At 73.0% G+C, this 15,729-nt stretch carries 25 protein-coding genes; 6 read left to right on the top strand and 19 right to left on the bottom strand.

Going from position 1 to position 15,729, the window contains the following annotated elements:
* Positions 1-2: 2 nt before the first annotated feature.
* The 10 genes from gvpO to ACWEQL_RS17410 all read right to left on the bottom strand — a co-directional run bounded on the left by gvpO (position 3) and on the right by ACWEQL_RS17410 (position 7,312).
* On the bottom strand, positions 3-221 hold the full coding sequence (gene gvpO, locus ACWEQL_RS17455) for a gas vesicle protein GvpO (RefSeq protein WP_452151145.1): 219 nt from the start codon (positions 219-221) through the stop codon (positions 3-5).
* 398 nt (positions 222-619) lie between these two features.
* Positions 620-874 (bottom strand): gas vesicle protein GvpG, encoded by a 255-nt coding sequence (locus ACWEQL_RS17450; RefSeq protein WP_452151131.1) that lies wholly within the window; start codon positions 872-874, stop codon positions 620-622.
* Positions 875-876: 2 nt separating this feature from the next.
* Entirely contained in the window at positions 877-1,680 is an 804-nt protein-coding gene (locus tag ACWEQL_RS17445) for a GvpL/GvpF family gas vesicle protein (RefSeq protein ID WP_452151130.1), read from the bottom strand.
* Complete coding sequence (gene gvpJ / locus ACWEQL_RS17440) at positions 1,677-2,120, bottom strand: gas vesicle protein GvpJ (protein WP_452151129.1); 444 nt, start codon at positions 2,118-2,120, stop codon at positions 1,677-1,679. Before gvpJ ends, ACWEQL_RS17445 begins: the two co-directional genes overlap by 4 nt.
* Before the next feature lie 13 nt (positions 2,121-2,133).
* Entirely contained in the window at positions 2,134-3,420 is a 1,287-nt protein-coding gene (locus tag ACWEQL_RS17435) for an SRPBCC family protein (protein ID WP_452151128.1), read from the bottom strand.
* Positions 3,421-3,425: 5 nt separating this feature from the next.
* Positions 3,426-4,256: a hypothetical protein gene (locus tag ACWEQL_RS17430; protein ID WP_452151127.1), complete on the bottom strand. Its 831-nt coding sequence runs from the start codon at positions 4,254-4,256 to the stop codon at positions 3,426-3,428.
* Between the two features lie 166 nt (positions 4,257-4,422).
* A complete protein-coding gene (locus ACWEQL_RS17425; protein WP_452151126.1) occupies positions 4,423-4,764 on the bottom strand; it encodes a hypothetical protein in 342 nt (113 codons plus the stop codon).
* Positions 4,765-4,872: 108 nt separating this feature from the next.
* Positions 4,873-5,424, bottom strand: coding sequence for a hypothetical protein (locus ACWEQL_RS17420; RefSeq protein WP_452151125.1), 552 nt, complete (start codon positions 5,422-5,424; stop codon positions 4,873-4,875).
* Positions 5,421-6,128, bottom strand: a complete 708-nt coding sequence (locus ACWEQL_RS17415) for a response regulator (RefSeq protein WP_452151124.1) — start codon at positions 6,126-6,128, stop codon at positions 5,421-5,423. The genes ACWEQL_RS17420 and ACWEQL_RS17415 overlap by 4 nt, the downstream gene beginning before the upstream one ends.
* Positions 6,125-7,312 (bottom strand): sensor histidine kinase, encoded by a 1,188-nt coding sequence (locus tag ACWEQL_RS17410; RefSeq protein ID WP_452151123.1) that lies wholly within the window; start codon positions 7,310-7,312, stop codon positions 6,125-6,127. The genes ACWEQL_RS17415 and ACWEQL_RS17410 overlap by 4 nt, the downstream gene beginning before the upstream one ends.
* Before the next feature lie 222 nt (positions 7,313-7,534).
* Between ACWEQL_RS17410 and ACWEQL_RS17405 the strand changes: the two genes are divergently transcribed.
* The 3 genes from ACWEQL_RS17405 to ACWEQL_RS17395 all read left to right on the top strand — a co-directional run bounded on the left by ACWEQL_RS17405 (position 7,535) and on the right by ACWEQL_RS17395 (position 9,978).
* Complete coding sequence (locus ACWEQL_RS17405; RefSeq protein ID WP_452151122.1) at positions 7,535-7,972, top strand: DUF6223 family protein; 438 nt, start codon at positions 7,535-7,537, stop codon at positions 7,970-7,972.
* Positions 7,973-8,060: 88 nt separating this feature from the next.
* Complete coding sequence (locus tag ACWEQL_RS17400) at positions 8,061-8,735, top strand: hypothetical protein (protein ID WP_452151121.1); 675 nt, start codon at positions 8,061-8,063, stop codon at positions 8,733-8,735.
* Complete coding sequence (locus ACWEQL_RS17395; protein WP_452151120.1) at positions 8,728-9,978, top strand: hypothetical protein; 1,251 nt, start codon at positions 8,728-8,730, stop codon at positions 9,976-9,978. The genes ACWEQL_RS17400 and ACWEQL_RS17395 overlap by 8 nt, the downstream gene beginning before the upstream one ends.
* Here the strand turns inward: ACWEQL_RS17395 and ACWEQL_RS17390 are convergent.
* Positions 9,960-10,229, bottom strand: coding sequence for a DUF2087 domain-containing protein (locus tag ACWEQL_RS17390; protein ID WP_452151119.1), 270 nt, complete (start codon positions 10,227-10,229; stop codon positions 9,960-9,962). The genes ACWEQL_RS17395 and ACWEQL_RS17390 overlap by 19 nt on opposite strands.
* A gap of 10 nt (positions 10,230-10,239) precedes the next feature.
* On the bottom strand, positions 10,240-10,950 hold the full coding sequence (locus tag ACWEQL_RS17385) for a TetR/AcrR family transcriptional regulator (protein WP_452151118.1): 711 nt from the start codon (positions 10,948-10,950) through the stop codon (positions 10,240-10,242).
* 81 nt (positions 10,951-11,031) lie between these two features.
* Between ACWEQL_RS17385 and ACWEQL_RS17380 the strand changes: the two genes are divergently transcribed.
* Positions 11,032-11,430, top strand: coding sequence for a DUF4345 domain-containing protein (locus ACWEQL_RS17380; protein ID WP_452151117.1), 399 nt, complete (start codon positions 11,032-11,034; stop codon positions 11,428-11,430).
* A gap of 87 nt (positions 11,431-11,517) precedes the next feature.
* Here ACWEQL_RS17380 and ACWEQL_RS17375 read toward each other — a convergent pair whose 3' ends face one another.
* The 4 genes from ACWEQL_RS17375 to ACWEQL_RS17360 all read right to left on the bottom strand — a co-directional run bounded on the left by ACWEQL_RS17375 (position 11,518) and on the right by ACWEQL_RS17360 (position 13,190).
* Complete coding sequence (locus ACWEQL_RS17375; RefSeq protein WP_452151116.1) at positions 11,518-12,030, bottom strand: GNAT family N-acetyltransferase; 513 nt, start codon at positions 12,028-12,030, stop codon at positions 11,518-11,520.
* Between the two features lie 307 nt (positions 12,031-12,337).
* The gene (locus tag ACWEQL_RS17370; protein ID WP_452151115.1) at positions 12,338-12,514 is read right to left on the bottom strand and encodes a hypothetical protein; all 177 of its coding nucleotides are present in this window, start codon (positions 12,512-12,514) and stop codon (positions 12,338-12,340) included.
* 15 nt (positions 12,515-12,529) lie between these two features.
* Positions 12,530-12,754, bottom strand: a complete 225-nt coding sequence (locus tag ACWEQL_RS17365; protein WP_452151114.1) for a hypothetical protein — start codon at positions 12,752-12,754, stop codon at positions 12,530-12,532.
* Positions 12,755-12,788: 34 nt separating this feature from the next.
* Complete coding sequence (locus ACWEQL_RS17360) at positions 12,789-13,190, bottom strand: hypothetical protein (protein ID WP_452151113.1); 402 nt, start codon at positions 13,188-13,190, stop codon at positions 12,789-12,791.
* A gap of 268 nt (positions 13,191-13,458) precedes the next feature.
* Between ACWEQL_RS17360 and ACWEQL_RS17355 the strand changes: the two genes are divergently transcribed.
* The gene (locus ACWEQL_RS17355) at positions 13,459-13,905 is read left to right on the top strand and encodes a peptidoglycan-binding domain-containing protein (protein WP_452151112.1); all 447 of its coding nucleotides are present in this window, start codon (positions 13,459-13,461) and stop codon (positions 13,903-13,905) included.
* A gap of 96 nt (positions 13,906-14,001) precedes the next feature.
* On the opposite strand, the gene ACWEQL_RS17350 is transcribed toward ACWEQL_RS17355, so the two are convergent.
* Both ACWEQL_RS17350 and ACWEQL_RS17345 read right to left on the bottom strand, forming a co-directional pair.
* Positions 14,002-14,268 (bottom strand): hypothetical protein, encoded by a 267-nt coding sequence (locus ACWEQL_RS17350; protein ID WP_452151111.1) that lies wholly within the window; start codon positions 14,266-14,268, stop codon positions 14,002-14,004.
* Positions 14,265-14,753: a hypothetical protein gene (locus tag ACWEQL_RS17345; RefSeq protein WP_452151110.1), complete on the bottom strand. Its 489-nt coding sequence runs from the start codon at positions 14,751-14,753 to the stop codon at positions 14,265-14,267. Before ACWEQL_RS17345 ends, ACWEQL_RS17350 begins: the two co-directional genes overlap by 4 nt.
* A gap of 51 nt (positions 14,754-14,804) precedes the next feature.
* On the opposite strand from ACWEQL_RS17345, the gene ACWEQL_RS17340 reads away from it, so the two are divergent.
* Entirely contained in the window at positions 14,805-15,149 is a 345-nt protein-coding gene (locus tag ACWEQL_RS17340; RefSeq protein WP_452151109.1) for a hypothetical protein, read from the top strand.
* Between the two features lie 50 nt (positions 15,150-15,199).
* Here the strand turns inward: ACWEQL_RS17340 and ACWEQL_RS17335 are convergent, their stop codons facing one another.
* Positions 15,200-15,592 (bottom strand): peptidoglycan-binding domain-containing protein, encoded by a 393-nt coding sequence (locus ACWEQL_RS17335; RefSeq protein ID WP_452151108.1) that lies wholly within the window; start codon positions 15,590-15,592, stop codon positions 15,200-15,202.
* Positions 15,593-15,729: the final 137 nt, after the last annotated feature.

Genomic DNA, 15,729 nt, shown 5'->3' with positions numbered 1-15,729 from the left:
GTCTACTGCTCCTCCTCGGGACGGCCGCGGTGGTAGCGGCGTTCGCGGTGGTACGAGACGAGCTCGCCGTCCTGGTCGAGGACGACCACGTAGACGGCGAGGAGGTCGGCCGAGTCGGGGATCCGGCGGGACTCCAAGGCCTCGATCCCGATGCGCCACCCGTCGGCGGTGCGTTCCAGCGAGGTGACGCCCTCGGGCTCCCGCCCGGTGAGTTCCCGCAGGTGCCGGGCGGCGAGGGCGGCCGCGCGCGTGGCGTTGACCGTGTCGGCGGTGGTGCGGCGGGGCGTCGCTCGGCGACCTCGTCGTCCCCGGTCCGCCGGCGGACGGGCGCGGAGCGGCGGCTCCCGGGTTCGCGGGTGTCCTCGTCCGAGCGGGCACGGGCCGGACGGGCGTGGTCGGGGGGAGTCCGGCCCCGGTCCTCCCGGCCCCGGGCCGACGGCTCACCTGCTCCCGGATCCTGATCGGCGGAGGGCCTGCGGGCTTTCCGTTCCCGTGCGTCGGTGCGCTTCCGGCGGGACTGTTCCTCGTCGGCATGATCGTGGGACGCGGTCCGGCGGCGGGGCTGCTCCGCCCGGGCGGCCTCGCGGCGGGACGATGGCTGGCGTTCGGGCATCGATGGTCACACCTTCCGGCCCCCGCCCGGGCGCCTGATCTCCCACAGGCGCTTCACGAGTTCCGCCTCCCGGCGGGCGGCCTCCTCCTCGGTGATCGTCCCGGCCCGGAGACCGGCCTCGACCTCGTCCAACTGTCTGTGGAGGGCCGCCGGCCCGTCCCGGGCGGCTGTCCGGGCCCGCCCGGACAGCCGCCCGGCCACCCACACGGCTCCCCGCGCGAAGGCCAGCGGCAGGGTCAGCAACCCGGCGATCAACCCCATGGTCAGAGCACTCCCTCGGCCTGTTCGACGATGCCGGAAACGAAGTCGTACGGCGCGATCGGGCCGATCAGACGTAGCTCGATCCACCCGGTCCAGGCGGAGGCCAGCTTGTCGGCCGCCGCCTCGAACCGCGGACGGTCGTCGTGCCGGACCAGGAACGAGGCGTCGACGGCCTCTTCGGGCGAGGGGTTCCCGGGGGAGACGGCAACGGCCAACGGCGTGAGCTGGTCGAGGAGGACGTCGCCGTCCGCCTCGCGGCGGGCCATGAGCTCCTGGGACACCAGCTCGCCCAGCCGGATCCGCTCGTCATGGCCGTCGTCGGGGGAGAGGTTCGCCGCCTCGACGCGGAGCCGGGCGATGTCCGGGCGGCCGGCGAGGATCTCCCGCAGGACGCGTTCCTTCCGGTAGTCGCCGCGCACCGTGTACTGGCTGTAGCCGCCCAGTCCGTCGAGTGCCGTCGCGAACCGCTCCTCGAAGGGGCCGAGCAACTCCCCGGCCACCGCGTCGGCGTCGCGTACGACCCCGCCGAACCGGAACGGCAGCACCGCTCGGCCCTCCGCCGCGAGGGTGTTCACCACCCGCGCGTGGGCGCGGAGGTCGTCCGGGGTACCCAGTGGCCGTCCGCGGTCGACCCCGCTGACCAGCGCGGCCACCCGGCCGTACCGGATGAGCGTCACCGGGCGCGGCGGGCTTCCCACACCGGTGTCCGAGGGTGCCGGTGCGTTCCCGGGGACGATTCCGTAGACGTAGCAGGCATCCCCGATGTCCTGGGCCGGGGCTCCGGGTCCCGGCATTCCGGCGCTCATTCCCCGTCCTCCTTCCGTGAGGATCCGGACCGCTGCCTTCTTCTCGGCCGATCCTGCGGCTCCTCTTCCTCCTCCGGTTGCCGGACGCGGTCGAGGGCGTCACCCGTGGTCTCGCCGGATGCTCCGAGAGCGCCCCGGGCTTCGTTCTGGGAGACGCCCCGGTCCACGCCCCGGTCCGTGGCACCCGTCGGTGCGGACAATCCCTCGGTCGAGTCGCCCGTGAGGTCCAACCGATTGACGGCCTCCGCGAACCGCAGGTAGGTGTCCACGCTCGCGATCACGATGCGGGCGTCGATGGTGAGCAGTTCGATGCCGATGAGCGAGACGCGTACGTAGGCGTCGACGATCAGGCCCTTGTCCAGGATCAGGTCGATCACGTCCCCCAGACCGCCGGACGAGGGCCGGTCCGGCCGGGGGGAGGGGCGAGGGGCGACCGACACCGTTCTCACCTGCTCATCGGCTCATCGCGGGCGCGCGTCGTCGGCCACGGGAGGGTGCCCGTTCGGCCTCCTCGTCGTACTCGTCCGTGGACTCGTCCTCGTCCTCCGGCTCGTCCTCGTACTCGTCCTCCCAGTCCTCCTCGTACTCGTCCTCGGGGGCCTCTTCCTCGTCGCCGCGGTCCTCCTCCTCGTCGTCGTACTCGTCGTAGCGGTCCTCGTCCTCGCTCTCGCCCCGGTCCTCGCCCTCGCCCTCGCCCTCGTCGTAGCGGTCCTCGTCCTCGTCGTACCGGTCGTCGTGGTCCTCGGCCTCCGGCTCCTCCTGGTAGGCGTCCTCGCCCTCCTCGTCGGAGTCCTCGCCGGCCCGGTCCTCGTCCTCCCGGTCCTCCTCGTCCGTGCCCTCGTCCTCGTACTCGTCCTCGGGCCCCTCCTCGGCGTTCTCCTCCTCCTCCTCCATGGCGTCCTCGTGGGACTTCACGACCTCCCCGTCGCGGATCTCGCCGCGCCAGCCCTCGACCCCGTCCGGGTCCAGGATGGTCCGGGTCATCACCTGACGGCGGAAGTGCTTGAGTTCCAGCCGCACCCGGCGGCCCTGGGCGCGCCAGATGTTGCCGGTCCGCTCGAACAGACCCTGGGGGTGGTACTCCAGCACCAGGAGGATCCTCGTGAGGTTGGGCGCGATCTCGTGGAACGTCACCGTGCCGTCCACGTGTCCCTTCTCGCCCTTGGAGCGCCACACGATCATCTCGTCGGCGACCTGTTCGACGATGGTCGACTCCCACGTGCGGTGGGAGAGGAAGATCCCCGCCTTCCAGGTGAGCTTCATCTCGTCCTGCTGCTCCACCCGGTCCAGCCGCTTGGTGAACCGCGGGAAGTCCTGGAACTGCGTCCACTGGTTGTAGGCGACGCGTACCGGGACACCGACGTCGATCTGCTCGACGATGTTGGTCAGCTTGAGCTTCTTGCCGCCCCCGGCCCCGCCCCGGCCGCCGCCCCCGCCGAGCTTGTTCGTCACCATCTGCTTCAGACCGGCGGCGCCGACGCCGAGCAGCTTCATCGGCAGCCCGTGCCCGTTCGAGCCCCCACCGTCGTCCTTGCCGCCGAAACCGTGCCAGCCTCCGCCGCCCGCGTAGTCGAGCAGCCGGTCCGTGAGGTCGCCGACCTTGTCGGTCGCCATCACCATGGCCCGCTCGCCCATGGCCGTCATGAGGTCCTTGGTCTGTTCCTTCAGCTCGTCGGTCGGCAGCTGGTCGAGCACACCGCTGAGTCCGCCGACTCCCCGTTCCTCCGATTGCCTGGCCATCACACTCACCCCTGCTTACGGGTCGACCCACGCGTGCTGCTGGCCGTCTTCTTGGCCGCGCTCTTGCGCGGTGCTGCGGTCTTCTTCGCCGCGGTCTTCCTCGCGGTCGTCTTCCCGGCCGTTGTCTTCTTGGCGGCGGCCTTCTTGGCCGGCGGCTTCGTGGTCCCCGACCGGGCGGAGGCGGGTCGTGAGGCCGAAGCGCTGCGGCCGGTGCTCTTTCGCGCCGTTCCCGCGCTGCGCGTCGATCTGCTCGCCGACGGCTTGGACGCCGCGGCCTTGGACGCGGAAGCCTTGGACGCCGGCGCCTTGGCCGAGGTCGTGGACCGCTTCCGGACCGGTGCCTTCGGCTCGGGGGTCTCCGGCTCCTCGGTCTTCCGGGTACGGGTGGACGTGCCGCTGCGTGAGGAGCGCCGTGCGCGCGGCTTCTCCTGCGGTTCCTCGGGTTCCTCCTCGGACTCCTCGGTCTCGTCCTCGGGCTCCTCCGGCTCCTCCTCGTTCTCGTCCTCCGGTTCGTCCGGCTCCTCGCCGTGCCGTGCCGTCGCCTCCCGGAGGGACTTGGTGCGCTGCTGCAACTGCTGGGTCAGCGCTCCCACCTGGTTGCTCGCGGCGGCGACCGCCGCCTTCTTGCCGGCCTGGGCGAGTTCCCCTCGGACATCGCCCGCGAGCTCGCGCAGCTGTGGTGACGACTCCAGCAACTGGCCGAGCAGAACGCCCGGATTGGTGCTCAACTTCTTCCCGGCCGCCATGCCGGCCAGGGCCATAGCCCACCGGGCCTTGTGCCAGCGCCCGAGCAGATAACCAGCGCCCACCGCGAGGGCGAGCTTCGCGTTGTTCATGATTGACATCCCTGGACGTGATTCCCCTCGGAGCGTGGGCCGCCCCGATGGACACGCCGCCTACCCGACCGAATGCACCACAAACGGCCGGCAGTGACCCAAACCAGGACGAACTGCCAAAACCGGTCACCAAGCGTGACCGGTGGCTCGCGCGGACGAGCCGGCCTCAGCGCGGCCGGACGGCCCGCAGGGAGTGGAGGACCGGGAAATGGGCGTCGCCGAGCGGGAGGCGGAACCGGCCGTCCCGGCCCCGGGTCAGCAGACCGCGCGGGTCGAACTCGGCCTCCAGGTGCTCGTCCAACCGCTCCACGGCCAACCCCGCGCCCGCGGCCGCCGTGACGATCTCGCCCAGGGAATGGGCGTACTGGACCGCCTCCTGGGCGGGCATCCGCAGCTCCGGGTCGGCGTAGGTGGCCGGCTCCCGCTCCACCCCGTCCAGCGTCTGCCGGCCCACCAGGAACGAGTCGACGTCGTAGAACAGATCACCCGGCGTACTCCCGTGCGCCACCGCCCGGGCATCCCACAACACCAGGTTCGCGGCGACCCCGCCAACGGGCGGCCCGGCATCCGTGCCGCCTAGTCTGACGGACCGTCCGGTCTGACGGGCCGTCCAGCGTCAGAGCCGGTCGGCCTCGGAGCCGGCCTCTGGGTCGACGTTCCACTCCGCGGGCAGGTCCGCGTCGCAGAAGACGCAGACGAAGTGGCCCTCCCGCACGATGTTGTGCCCCTCGCAGACCGTGCACCGGCGGAAGACCATCTCGTGCGTGAAGCCGCCCGGGTGGCCGAGCCCGGCGCGGTCCAGCGCCAGCGCCACGGCCGGCCACGACGCGAGGTCCGGGCAGTAACCGGTCGACTGGTTGCTGACCCCGTCCACCACCCAGCGGCCGCCCTTGACGCGGAACCCCATCTCGCCCGCGCTCAGCACGTGGCCGCCGCCCGCGCAGGCGAGGTGCTCGCTGCGCCGGGCGGCCAGCCGCAGCAGCCCGTCCGGGTCGATCACGAAGGTGAACGGCTCCGCCAGTTCACCTGGCGTCCGGGCCGCCGCCCAGTGTGCGAAGTCCTCGGCGGTGCGGATGACGGTGCCGTCGGCCGTGCGGTCCGTGGACGCGACGGCCGCGCGGATGTCTTCGGGTCCGACGTAGCGATAGCTGCGGGCCGGGCCGTTCATGCGGGCCACCGTGGCGGGGTCGGGGCCGGGTGCGGTTCGGGGGTTTCGGGGGTGACCAGGCCGGACTGGTAGGCGAGGACGACGAGTTGGGCGCGGTCGCGGGCGTGGAGTTTGGCCATGGCGCGGTTGAGGTGGGTCTTCGCCGTCATCGGGCTGATCACCATGCGGTCCGCGATCTCGTCGTTGGACAGGCCGTGGGCGGCCAGGGCGACCGCCTCGCGTTCGCGGCCGGTGAGTTCGCGCAGTGCGCCGGCCGCGGGGGCGGTGGGGACGGGCGGCCGGGTGACGTACCGGTGGATCAGCCTGCGGGTGATGGACGGCGCCAGCAGCGCGTCGCCGCGGGCCGCGACGCGCACGGCGTGCAGGAAGTCGTCCGGCAGCACGTCCTTGACCAGGAACCCGGCGGCGCCGGCGCGCAGCGCGTCGAGGACGTACTCGTCCATGCCGTAGTTGGTCAGGATGACGACGTGCACCCCGGCCAGGGCCGGGTCGGCGGCGATCCGCCGGGTCGCCTCGATGCCGTCGACGCCGGGCATCCGGATGTCGACCAGGGCGACGTCGGGCAGGTGCCGGCGGGCCAGGTCCACCGCCTGCTCCCCGTCGGCGCCCTCGGCCACCACCTCGATGTCCTCCTCCAGGTCGAGGAGCGCGCGGAACCCGCTGCGGATGAGCGGCTGGTCGTCGACCAGCAGGACACGGATCACGGTGCGGGCTCCACGGGCAGCTCGGCCTGGACGGTGAACCCGCCCTCGCGGCGCGGCTCGGCACTGAGCCGGCCGCCGAGGGCGGTGACGCGTTCGCGCATGCCGAGCAGTCCGACGCCCGGGGTCGGGCCGGCCCCGGCGGCGGCCGCGGACGGGCCGCCCGCGGAGGTGCCGGGCGGGGTGGCGGGCGGGGTGGCGGGTGTGGCGTGGCCGTCGTCGTCGACGCGGACCGCGAGCAGGTCCGTCCGGTACTCGATCCGGACGGTGGCCGCCCCGGCCCGCGCGTGGCGGGCGGTGTTGGTGAGCGACTCCTGGACGATCCGGTAGACCGTCCGGCCGACCGCGGCCGGCACGGACGGCCGCACCCCCTCGACCGTCAGCGTCGCGTCCAGGCCCAGCGTCCGGGCCTGCTCCACGAGTTTCGGCAGGTCGTCGAGCCCGCGCGGCGGCGCGGTGTCGTCGTCGCGCAGCGCCTCCAGCGTCGCGCGCAGCTCCCGGGCGGCCTCGCGACCGGCCTCCTGGATGGCCAGGAGGGCCGGCGGCACCTGCTCACCGCGCCTGCGGGCGACGTGCACGGCGGCCTCGGCCTGGATCTTGATCACCGAGATCTGGTGGGTGAGTGAGTCGTGCAACTCCCGGGCGATGCGCAGCCGTTCCTCGTCGGCGCGGCGCCGTGCGGTCTCCTCCCGGGTGCGTTCGGCCTCGTTCGCCCGCCGTTCGGCCTGCCGCAGGGCCTCCCCGGCGGCGCCGGCGGCGACCAGCCAGGCCAGTTCCAGCGCGCCCCGGGCCCGGGCGAACGCCTCGCCGGTGTCGTGCAGGCCCGAGGCCAGGGCCGCCACGGGGAGCGCGGCGACCAGGGCGACGCTGGCCGCCGCCGTGACGGCGCGGTGCCCCGCCCGGACGGCCGCGTACACCGCGAACAGGAAGGCGACGGCGGGCACGTCGAAGCCGAGCGCCTGATGGCCCGCCGCGCACACTCCGGTGACGGCCAGTACGGGGACCGGGGCGCGCCGGCGCGCGGCCAGTGCGAGGCCTCCGGCGGCCAGCAGCACGTAGCCGAGCGGGTCGAGGCGGGTGGCCTGGTGCGCGGCGGACAGCCCGGTGACCAGCAGTGCGGCCGTCACGCCGACGGCGATCGCCCAGTCGATGACCCCGGCCCGGAGACCGGGTCGTCCTGTCTTCATGGGCGCACCCTAGTGCGGTTGCCCGTACGGGTGGCTCCTCCGCACGGATGATCATCCGGGTACCGCGGACGCGGTACCGCCGCCGCCCGTACGCCGTCCGCGGTAGCCGCTACGGCAGCGGCGGCAGCGCGAACCGTCCGCGTCAGGGGGACGACCGGCGGCGGGTCGGGCGGACATGATCGGGGAGTCCCGTTCGAGGAATCCGAAGTGAGGGAGACCCCCATGTCCGTCCGATCCGTGTTCGTCGTCACCGCGGCCGTGGTCGCCACCGGTGTGCTGTCGGCGGTGCCGGCGGCCGCGCAGTCCTCCGCCGTCGCCGGCCCGCTCGCCGCCGACGTCCTCACCCTGAGCGTCGGGCGGGTCGCGGCGAGCACGTCCGCACTGGTGGCGCTCGCCGGGGTGGTCGCCGGTGTGCTGGCCCTGCCCCGATTCGCCGGTCGCGTCGGCGCCCGGGGCGGCCGGCGGGCGTCCCTCGCGGCGCTGACGGCGGGACTCGCCGGGACGGCTGTCGGCGCCGTGGTGGCCGCCACGGCCGACGGAGGCCTGGGCACCGGCAACGGGCTCGGCGGGGCGTTCGTCGCCATGCTGGTGGGGATCGCCGCGGCGGCCCTCGGCGCCCGGGGCCTGTCCCGCTCCCGCCGCGCCGCCGGCAGGTACTGAGGGCACCCGCCGCGCCGCCCCAGGCCTGACGGCGGAGCACGCGGAAAACGCCCTGCCCGCGAGGCGGTTCGGGGGCTAGGGTGCCGGGATGATCGACCCATCACCCCGACCGCTGACCCTCGAAGCCGCCGGGGAACTCCAGGCCCTCCTCGACGCGGAGATCGGGCCGGGGCTCGGTGCGGCGGAACTCGACGCCGTCGAGGCCCGCTTCGGGTTCCGGTTCTCCGCCGACCACCGGGTGTTCCTGTCGGCCGGACTCCCGCACGGATCACGGAGCTGGCCGGACTGGCGGCACGGTGACCCCGATGACCTGCGGGCGCGGCTGGCGTGGCCGGTGGAGGGCGTGCTGTTCGACGTCGGGCACAACGGATTCTGGTACCCCGGCTGGGGACCGGAGCCCGCCGAGCGGGCGGACCGGCTGAGGATCGCCGAGGCCGCACTGGTGAACGTCCCGCAGCTGGTCCCGGTCCACGGCCACCGCTACCTGCCCGCCGCGGACGGCGCCGAGGATTTCCAGGGCCATCCGGTGCTCTCGGTCCACCAGACCGACATCATCTCCTACGGGGACGATCTGGCCGACCACGTCCGGACCGAGTTCACCGTCCGGTCGGCCACGGGTTCCCGGCCCCGGGCGACCGTCGGCTTCTGGTCGTACATCGTCGAGGGCTGCCCGGAGGGCGCGTTCACCACACCGCACGACCCCTACGGGGTCACGACCGCCGAGCAGTCGTGCGAGCACGGGCAGGCTCGCTCCGATGGATGACGGATCATCGGACGAGTGGGCGTACGCGCCGAGCGGCACGCTCAAGGGGTCGCTGCAGCGCGGGCGGGGCCTCGGGGCGCTCTGGGCGGTGCGCGAGCCGCAGCCGGCGGGGGAGTTGGTGTACGAGGCCGTCCGGCGGGACTGGCGCTGGGACTCGGTGGACGACCGCCATCTCTACCTGGCCCGGCTGGTCCGGGACCTGGAGCTGTCGCCGGAGCCGGTCATCGCGCTGCTGGGCGGCGACGAGGACGACTGCGAGCGTGCGACCCGCGTGCTGGAGCTGCTCGCCCTGTCCGGTTCGGTGCCGGCCAGGCGGGCCCTGCGGGCCTACGTCCGGGAGGGCGAGCACTGGACCGACGTCCTGCAGTCGATCGCGGGCTGCTGGCCGGTCGAATGGTGGGACGACCTGGCGGACACCGCTCGGAACCGGCTGACCGACGACGAACCGCTCCTGTGGCGCTCGGAGCCGTGGATCCGCTGGCGGACCGGGCGCGGAACCGCTGCGGCGACGGGGTGCCGGCCGAGGGTGAGCGATGTCGAGATCGATCCGACAAACCATCGGCTGCTGGCCCGGCTCGCCGATCCGGAGGCGTCGGAGCCGGCGAAGGCCCATGCCCTCCGCCTGCTGTCCCTCCGGGCGCCGGAGCCGGCCCTGCTGCTCCTGGTGCCGTCCCTCGGCACCGCCGACGACGAGCGGCCGCTGCCCTTCCTGGGGCGGGCCGTCGAGCGGCTCGGCGCGCTCGCCGTACCGGCGGCCCGGGAGTGGACGACGGACGGGCGGCCCTGGTTCGCCTGGATCGGGGCGCAGGTCCTCGCCGGACACGGAGAGGCCCGTGACATTCCGGCCCTGGTCGGCTTGCTCGCCGAGGAATGGGGCGACCGCAGCTGGTGCGGCCCCAGCACGCTGGCGGCGGGCCTGGCCCGGTTCGGTCGCGACGCGGCCGAGGCGGCGCCCCTGCTGCGCCGGTACTGGCTGCACACCCCGCACTCCTACGAGCGGCCCGCCTACCTGGAGGCGCTCGCCGCCATCGACCCGGCGGGGCTGGAGCAGGCGTACACCGAGTCGCTGTGGGACTGCGAGTCCCGGGCGCGCCTGCTGGGAATCGCCTTCGCCCCGGACCTGCCGTACGTGCGGAGCCGGATCGCCGACCTGCGGGACGACCCCATGGAGGAGGCCGAGGTCAGGGCGGCGGCCGCGGGGCGTGCCGGTGGCGCCGCTCCTCCTCAGGCGGCGCGGCGGTAGCTGCTGCCGTCCTTGGGGCGGGCGAGGTGTCCGGACTCCACCAGGTAGCGGCGCAGAGCGGGGAAGTCGTCGTGCACCGTGCGCAGGGCGTCGTTGACCTCCCGCTCGCTGTAGGAGCGGTCGGGCTCGAAGAGCGTGGTGGTCAGGTGGGTGAGCAGCTGGGCCCGCCGGGCGGCCCGGCGGGGGATCGTGGTCAGCCGGCCCTCCGCGCTGAACAGACCGGACACGTCGGGGGTGGGGGGAGTGGTCATGCCCCGAGCCTCACTTGCCGAGCGGCCCGGCGGCAACACCTTTTCGGCCGACGTCGGCCGGGTCGGTGTCGCTCGTGTCGGTGTCGGTGCCCGCCGTAGTGGTGCCCGCCACCCCGATTCCCGCCGGGTCGACGGGGAGCAGGGGCCGGACGGCGCCGAGCAGCGCGCCGACGCAGACGTCGCGCAGTTCCTCGCGGGTGCAGGTCTCCTTGGTGAGCCAGTCGAGGCAGAGCACCTGGACGAAGACCAGCCAGCTCTTGAGCACCCCCGAGACGGCCTCGCGGGCGCGCTCGTCGGCCAGCGGGAGGACGCCGAGCAACCGGGCGCGCAGCGCGTCGAGTTCGTCGGTGATGATGGTCTGGATCACGGGGTCGCCGGCCAGGAGCCGGTTGGCGGCGAGGACCGCGTGCCGGTTGGCGATGAAGTAGTCCAGGTGGGCGTCCAGGCCCTGGACCAGCTGCTCGACCAGTGAGTCGGCGGGGTCGAAGCGGGTCTGGGCGAGGACGCGGTCGGCGGCCTCCTGGTACACCGCCGCGAAGAGGTCGCGCTTGCCGGGGAAGTGCCGGTACAGCAGCGTCCGGGAAACGCCGGCCCGCTCGGCGACCTCCTCCATCAGGACGTCCTCGTACGGGCGCGCGCCGAACAACTGCGCGCCGATGGTCAGGAGCTGGGCGCGGCGGTCGGCGGGGCTGAGCCTGCGGCGACGTCGGTCGGGGATCACGACGGCAGCCTACTTGACACGCGTCTACTTGTACCGGTTCGCTGGTTGACACGTGTCAACCAGCGATGAGGGGTGAGGGCCGTGGCGAAGGCGCTGCGCGTGCTGTCGTGGGCGATGGGGATCGCCTGTGTGGTGATCGGACTGATGCACGTCCTGCTGGGCAATGCCGCGATCCCCGGGGCGGAGGACGCCGGTGCCACCGTCGACAGCCTGGGTCGCTTCCTCGGCGCGACGTTCACCGGCTACGGCCTCGCCTGGGTGTGGGTCGCCCGCCGCTCGCCGATCCCGGCGACGGCCGTCCGCTGGCTGACCGCGGCCTTCGCCCTCGGCGCCGCGGGCCGGCTGCTGTCGCTGGCCGCCGAAGGCCGGCCGCACGGCTTCCAGGTGGCGCTCACGGTGCTCGAACTCGCCCTGCCACCCGTCTACTTCTGGCTCGCCGACGCCGACGAGAAGGCGGCGGCCAGGGTCGTCCGGGCGTAGTACGGCATGCCCGGTGGGATCTGTCGGGATGCCGTACCGACATCTCTCATTCGAGGCCTACAACGGCTGGGACGCCCGTCCTGGTGCTCAGCCGTGGGTCTCCGCGCGGGCGTCGAGCGAGATCCAGACGTCCGGAGGCAGGTCGGGCCGACCCGGCACCGGGCATCGTTCCTCGGTCCACGCGTCGTCGGCGATCTCCGTGGCAACGCGGCGCCAGAAGCGCACCGCGGCGGTGTTGACGTCCTGGAACGCGACCTTCCACGGACCCGGGTGCCGGGCCACGATCTCCTGGACGGCACGCAGCCCTATCCCCGTCCTCCTCGCACCGCGCACGACGAAGAAGCTGTTCAGCACGCGTTCCGGTTCGGTCAGGCCGCGGACGAACGCGAAGCCCGCGGGGCTGTCACCGCTCATCAGGAGGTACGGCGCCCAGTCGGGGTGGCCGGAGAAGGCCATACGGAGCCGGTCGTCGCGGAAGGTCCCGTCGGCGTTGGGCAGCAGACCGTGGAACTCCGACAGGTCATGGTGGAACATCAGCCACAGCCGTTCCACCGTGGAACGGTCGGCGATGGCTGCGGGGCGAATGGACACGTCTGGCATGGGACTCCTCAGCAGGGGCGGACGGCGGCGAGCGCCGCATGTGCGGATACGGTGCCACCGGATCTCGGGACCGGTGCCCGTACGGCCGGCGCTGCCCCGGGTCGGGTGGCCTCAGGGCATGAAAAAAGCCTTCACGGTGGATGTCATATCCAGGCCGGAAGGCTGACTACTGATGGGAAGTGTACCACCGAACGTGATCGCCGTCGGCGTAGCGGCTCCAGCGTGGCCCCGCCACCTCCCGTCGGCGCGCGCGTCCCGGCCCATCCGTCGCCGGTCACGGCGCCCGTGACGGCCACGAGTTCGGCGGCTAGTCTCCGGGCTCGGGGGGCGGCTCGGTGCCGACGATCCGGCGGATCCGGTCCCGTTCGGTGGTCTCGTCCGAGGCGTCGAAGTGCTCTATCGGGTTCCACCAGCGGGCATGGTCGAAGCCCTCACAGTGGTTGAAGTCGAGGGCCGTACCGCGCAGCCGCCGCCACTCGCGCACGATCGCGGCCCGCTGTCAGTGCTCGGGCCGCTCGACCGTGAGGAGGGCGTACAGGTGCCCGGCCGAGTCGGAGACCAGACGGAGCAGGGACCGCATGGCGAAGGACGTCTCACCGGTTCTGCCGACCTCGTCGTACACCCGGCCCAGCTGGACGTTGAGGAATGTTTCCAGGGCGCGGACGTCCTCGGGCCCGAGGTCTTCGGCGTACGTGAAGGTGCGTTCGGGCGGCGGGGTGGTCACGCGGATGAGTCCTCGCCCTCCTGCGGCCGGTCGGTCACTGCCGCAGGGTGGCGTGGAGCGCGTCGAACAGGGCGTGGAGTTCGGTGACGTCGATGGGGCCGAGCTCCATCTGGAGGTGGCACACCTCGTCGTCGCCGTTGGGGGTCAGGCGGGCGTAGAACGCGTAGCCGTTCCCGACGGGCTCGGTGTCCAGGGTCAGCGGATTGTTGCGGCCGGGCGTGACCCTCGCCGAGAAACGGGAACGCGAAGGCAACCCGGTGAGCATCTGCGCGGCGAAGTCGGCGACCTCCTCGTCGGTGAGGTGGGCCGCGAAATCGGCCGACAGCCACGAGCACCACTCGGCGGCGACCCGCCAGGTCTCCTCGTCGGCCTGGATCTTTTCCAGCGCGACCCATGCCTCGTCGCTGCCGAGGCGTATCCGCGGCATCTCCGTCATCACCCTCACCTCTCCTGGCTCGGACCGTGATCCTACCGACGCCCCGCCGGGTCCGGTGGGGCGGGATGCGGCCGTAGGGGCGGGTGGTGCGTCTCCGATTCCTCCGAGGGGCGTCTCAAATCCCTGGTCAGCGGCGTGCCCCCAAGTGGGGACGTCTCAGGGGCGACTTGTGTGAACTCCGGCCCCGGGATTGATCCACAGTGGGTGCCGGCTCCGTGAACGGGGCCTCTGTCGACAGTCGAGGGATGGGGAGAAGGAAATGCGCGTCATGAAGAGGATGGCCGCGGTGGCGGTGTCCGTGTCGCTGTTCGGCGGCGTGGGTGTGCTGGCCGCGACGGACGCGTCGGCGGCCACGTACGGCTGCCAGCGCTACCAGAGCTACCAGCAGGTCGGTGCCTACACCGGTTACTTCGCCTCGTACGACTACTACGACGGCAACACCGCCGTCCCGGCGAGCGGTTCGTTCAGCTACGCGGCGATCGAGGCGCAGTGCGCGCTCAAGAGCATGGGGTACTCGCTCACCGCCGACGGCGTCTACGGCCCGAAGACCCAGTCCGCGGTCGCCGACTTCCAGTCCCACCACGTGCTGAAGGTGGACGGTTTCGTCGGCCCGAGCACCTGGCCGGCGCTGCGTTTCTACGCGGCCAACCAGAGCGCCGGCTGCGGCGTGGCGGCGGCGAAGAGCAATGTCGCGGCCGCTCCGGCCGGCTGCTGACGGAACGTCGGCGCGACGGCGCCGGCGTCGTCGGGTCCCGTCCGGAGCTGCTCCCGGACGGGCCCTGGCGGCCACGTGACCGGCGCCGGACAGGGCCTAGCCGGTACGGCGCCGCCGGAACTCGGCGAGCCACTCGCGTACTTGCTCGTCGTCGTGCAGGTACGGGGCTCCGGGGGCCGGCCGGAGGTCGATCCCGTGGAGGAGGTCCAGCGCCCAGAGCGACAAGTCGTCCCACCGCAGGTCGTCGTCGAGGTACCAGCGCGCGGCCCATCGGTCGGCCGTTTCCCGGCTCTCGCGTCCGTCGAGCACGGCGGCGAACCACGACTCGATCTCGTCCGGGCCAGGCCGGTTCTCCCCCTTCACGGGTTCACCGTAGCGGTGCTCGAGGTGTCACCGAGACCGAGGCCGGCGACGAAGGCCGAGAACGTGGGGGCCACGACGCGCCACGTGCAGACCGGGGCGTCGGTCCAGAAGTCGCTCCCCACGACACGCGGGTCCGCCGGGTCGGTGCGGTAGTCGAGGGCGAGGCAGACATCGTCCCCGGGCACGCGGTTGACGGCGACGAGAACGGCCAGCTCGATGTCCAGCCACGGGAGTTCGACCGGGGTGGTGTGGGCACTGCCCCGGGTCTCACGGAAGAAGTTGAGCGACGGGTCATCGGCGAACACGTCCATCGACCCGGATTCGAACTCCATCGTCGCCACGGTGCCGAGGAGGTCGAGCGGGCTCCTGAACCACGGGACGGCCCGCGCCATCACCTCATCGCCCGGATGACGCCAACGGCCCCGGCGGATCAGGGACATCAGCCCGGCGGGCAGGGCCAGCCCACGCACGGTCGATCGCTCCACGGCAGAGAGCGTACAGCCCGGCAGGGTGCGAGGTCGGGCAGGATGGGCCGGGTGACTACCGAAGCGAATGCCGCGCTCGAAGCGCTCGTCAGTTGGAGCGGTGAGCTGGACGATCTGGTGCGGGCGGCGAACCGGGCGGATCCGCCGGCCTCCGCCGTTCTGGACCGGGCCGCGGTGGAGGCGGTGCTGGTCCGGGCCGTCGGCGGCGGGGTGACGGCCGAGGAGCTCACCGGCTGGGCCCAGGCCGTCCATCTGCACGACGGGGTGGAGATCGAGGACGGACACGAGGACCTTCTGACGCAGTTCCTGTTCGAGGCCTCGACACCGGAGATCGTCGAGCCGGTCACCCTCGAGTTCTGCCGGCGGTGGCTGGCGCGGATAGGGGCGGCGCGCTGAAGTGCCGCGGCCCCCGGGGCGGTCGGCCCCGGGGGCGATCACGCCGGGGGTCAGTTGGGGCGGCCCCAGTTGGTGGCGGTGGGGAGCAGCTGGAAGCAGTACTCGAAGCCCTCGCTCTCCTCGTCGATGACGTGCCACATGCGCTGGCCGGTCTCGCGGCCGACGACGCCGTCGGCGGAGAGGCCGTGGTGCTGCTGGAACTCGACGACCGCGTCCTGGGTGCGCGGGCCCCAGACGCCGTCGACGGTCACCAGGTCGCTGACCGTGCCCATACCGGACCACTTCACCGCGCGCTGGACGCACTTGACGGCGTCGCCCTTGGAGCCGTAGCGGAGGTAGGGGGCGTTGGTGACGGCCTGGGCGGGGGCGGTGAGGCCCAGCGCGACCGCGCCGGCCACGGTGAAGACGGTGGCGAGGCGCGCGGCGGCGGAACTGATCTTCATAGGGGATCCCTTTCCCGGGGATTCGAGGGGATTCGGTGGTGACCGCGGTCGGCGTGCGGCGGCGACCGCTGGGTAGGACCGTACTGGCCGCGACCCCGGACCTCCGGCGACGATCCGGCGCATCGACGGCGTCTCAC

Source organism: Kitasatospora sp. NPDC004240 (genome assembly GCF_053603215.1).
This window is presented reverse-complemented; position numbering and strand designations above follow the sequence as displayed.

Coding starts and splice junctions, on each gene's coding strand:
- ACWEQL_RS17405 (WP_452151122.1), top strand. CDS start 7,535: ATGTCCGTCCGATCCGTGTTCGTCGTCACCGCGGCCGTGGTCGCCACC.
- ACWEQL_RS17390 (WP_452151119.1), bottom strand. CDS start 10,229: ATGACCACTCCCCCCACCCCCGACGTGTCCGGTCTGTTCAGCGCGGAG.
- ACWEQL_RS17355 (WP_452151112.1), top strand. CDS start 13,459: ATGAAGAGGATGGCCGCGGTGGCGGTGTCCGTGTCGCTGTTCGGCGGC.
- ACWEQL_RS17400 (WP_452151121.1), top strand. CDS start 8,061: ATGATCGACCCATCACCCCGACCGCTGACCCTCGAAGCCGCCGGGGAA.
- ACWEQL_RS17435 (WP_452151128.1), bottom strand. CDS start 3,420: ATGGCCAGGCAATCGGAGGAACGGGGAGTCGGCGGACTCAGCGGTGTG.
- ACWEQL_RS17360 (WP_452151113.1), bottom strand. CDS start 13,190: ATGACGGAGATGCCGCGGATACGCCTCGGCAGCGACGAGGCATGGGTC.
- ACWEQL_RS17420 (WP_452151125.1), bottom strand. CDS start 5,424: ATGAACGGCCCGGCCCGCAGCTATCGCTACGTCGGACCCGAAGACATC.
- ACWEQL_RS17375 (WP_452151116.1), bottom strand. CDS start 12,030: ATGCCAGACGTGTCCATTCGCCCCGCAGCCATCGCCGACCGTTCCACG.
- ACWEQL_RS17410 (WP_452151123.1), bottom strand. CDS start 7,312: ATGAAGACAGGACGACCCGGTCTCCGGGCCGGGGTCATCGACTGGGCG.
- ACWEQL_RS17445 (WP_452151130.1), bottom strand. CDS start 1,680: ATGAGCGCCGGAATGCCGGGACCCGGAGCCCCGGCCCAGGACATCGGG.
- ACWEQL_RS17395 (WP_452151120.1), top strand. CDS start 8,728: ATGGATGACGGATCATCGGACGAGTGGGCGTACGCGCCGAGCGGCACG.
- ACWEQL_RS17430 (WP_452151127.1), bottom strand. CDS start 4,256: ATGAACAACGCGAAGCTCGCCCTCGCGGTGGGCGCTGGTTATCTGCTC.
- ACWEQL_RS17450 (WP_452151131.1), bottom strand. CDS start 874: ATGGGGTTGATCGCCGGGTTGCTGACCCTGCCGCTGGCCTTCGCGCGG.
- ACWEQL_RS17335 (WP_452151108.1), bottom strand. CDS start 15,592: ATGAAGATCAGTTCCGCCGCCGCGCGCCTCGCCACCGTCTTCACCGTG.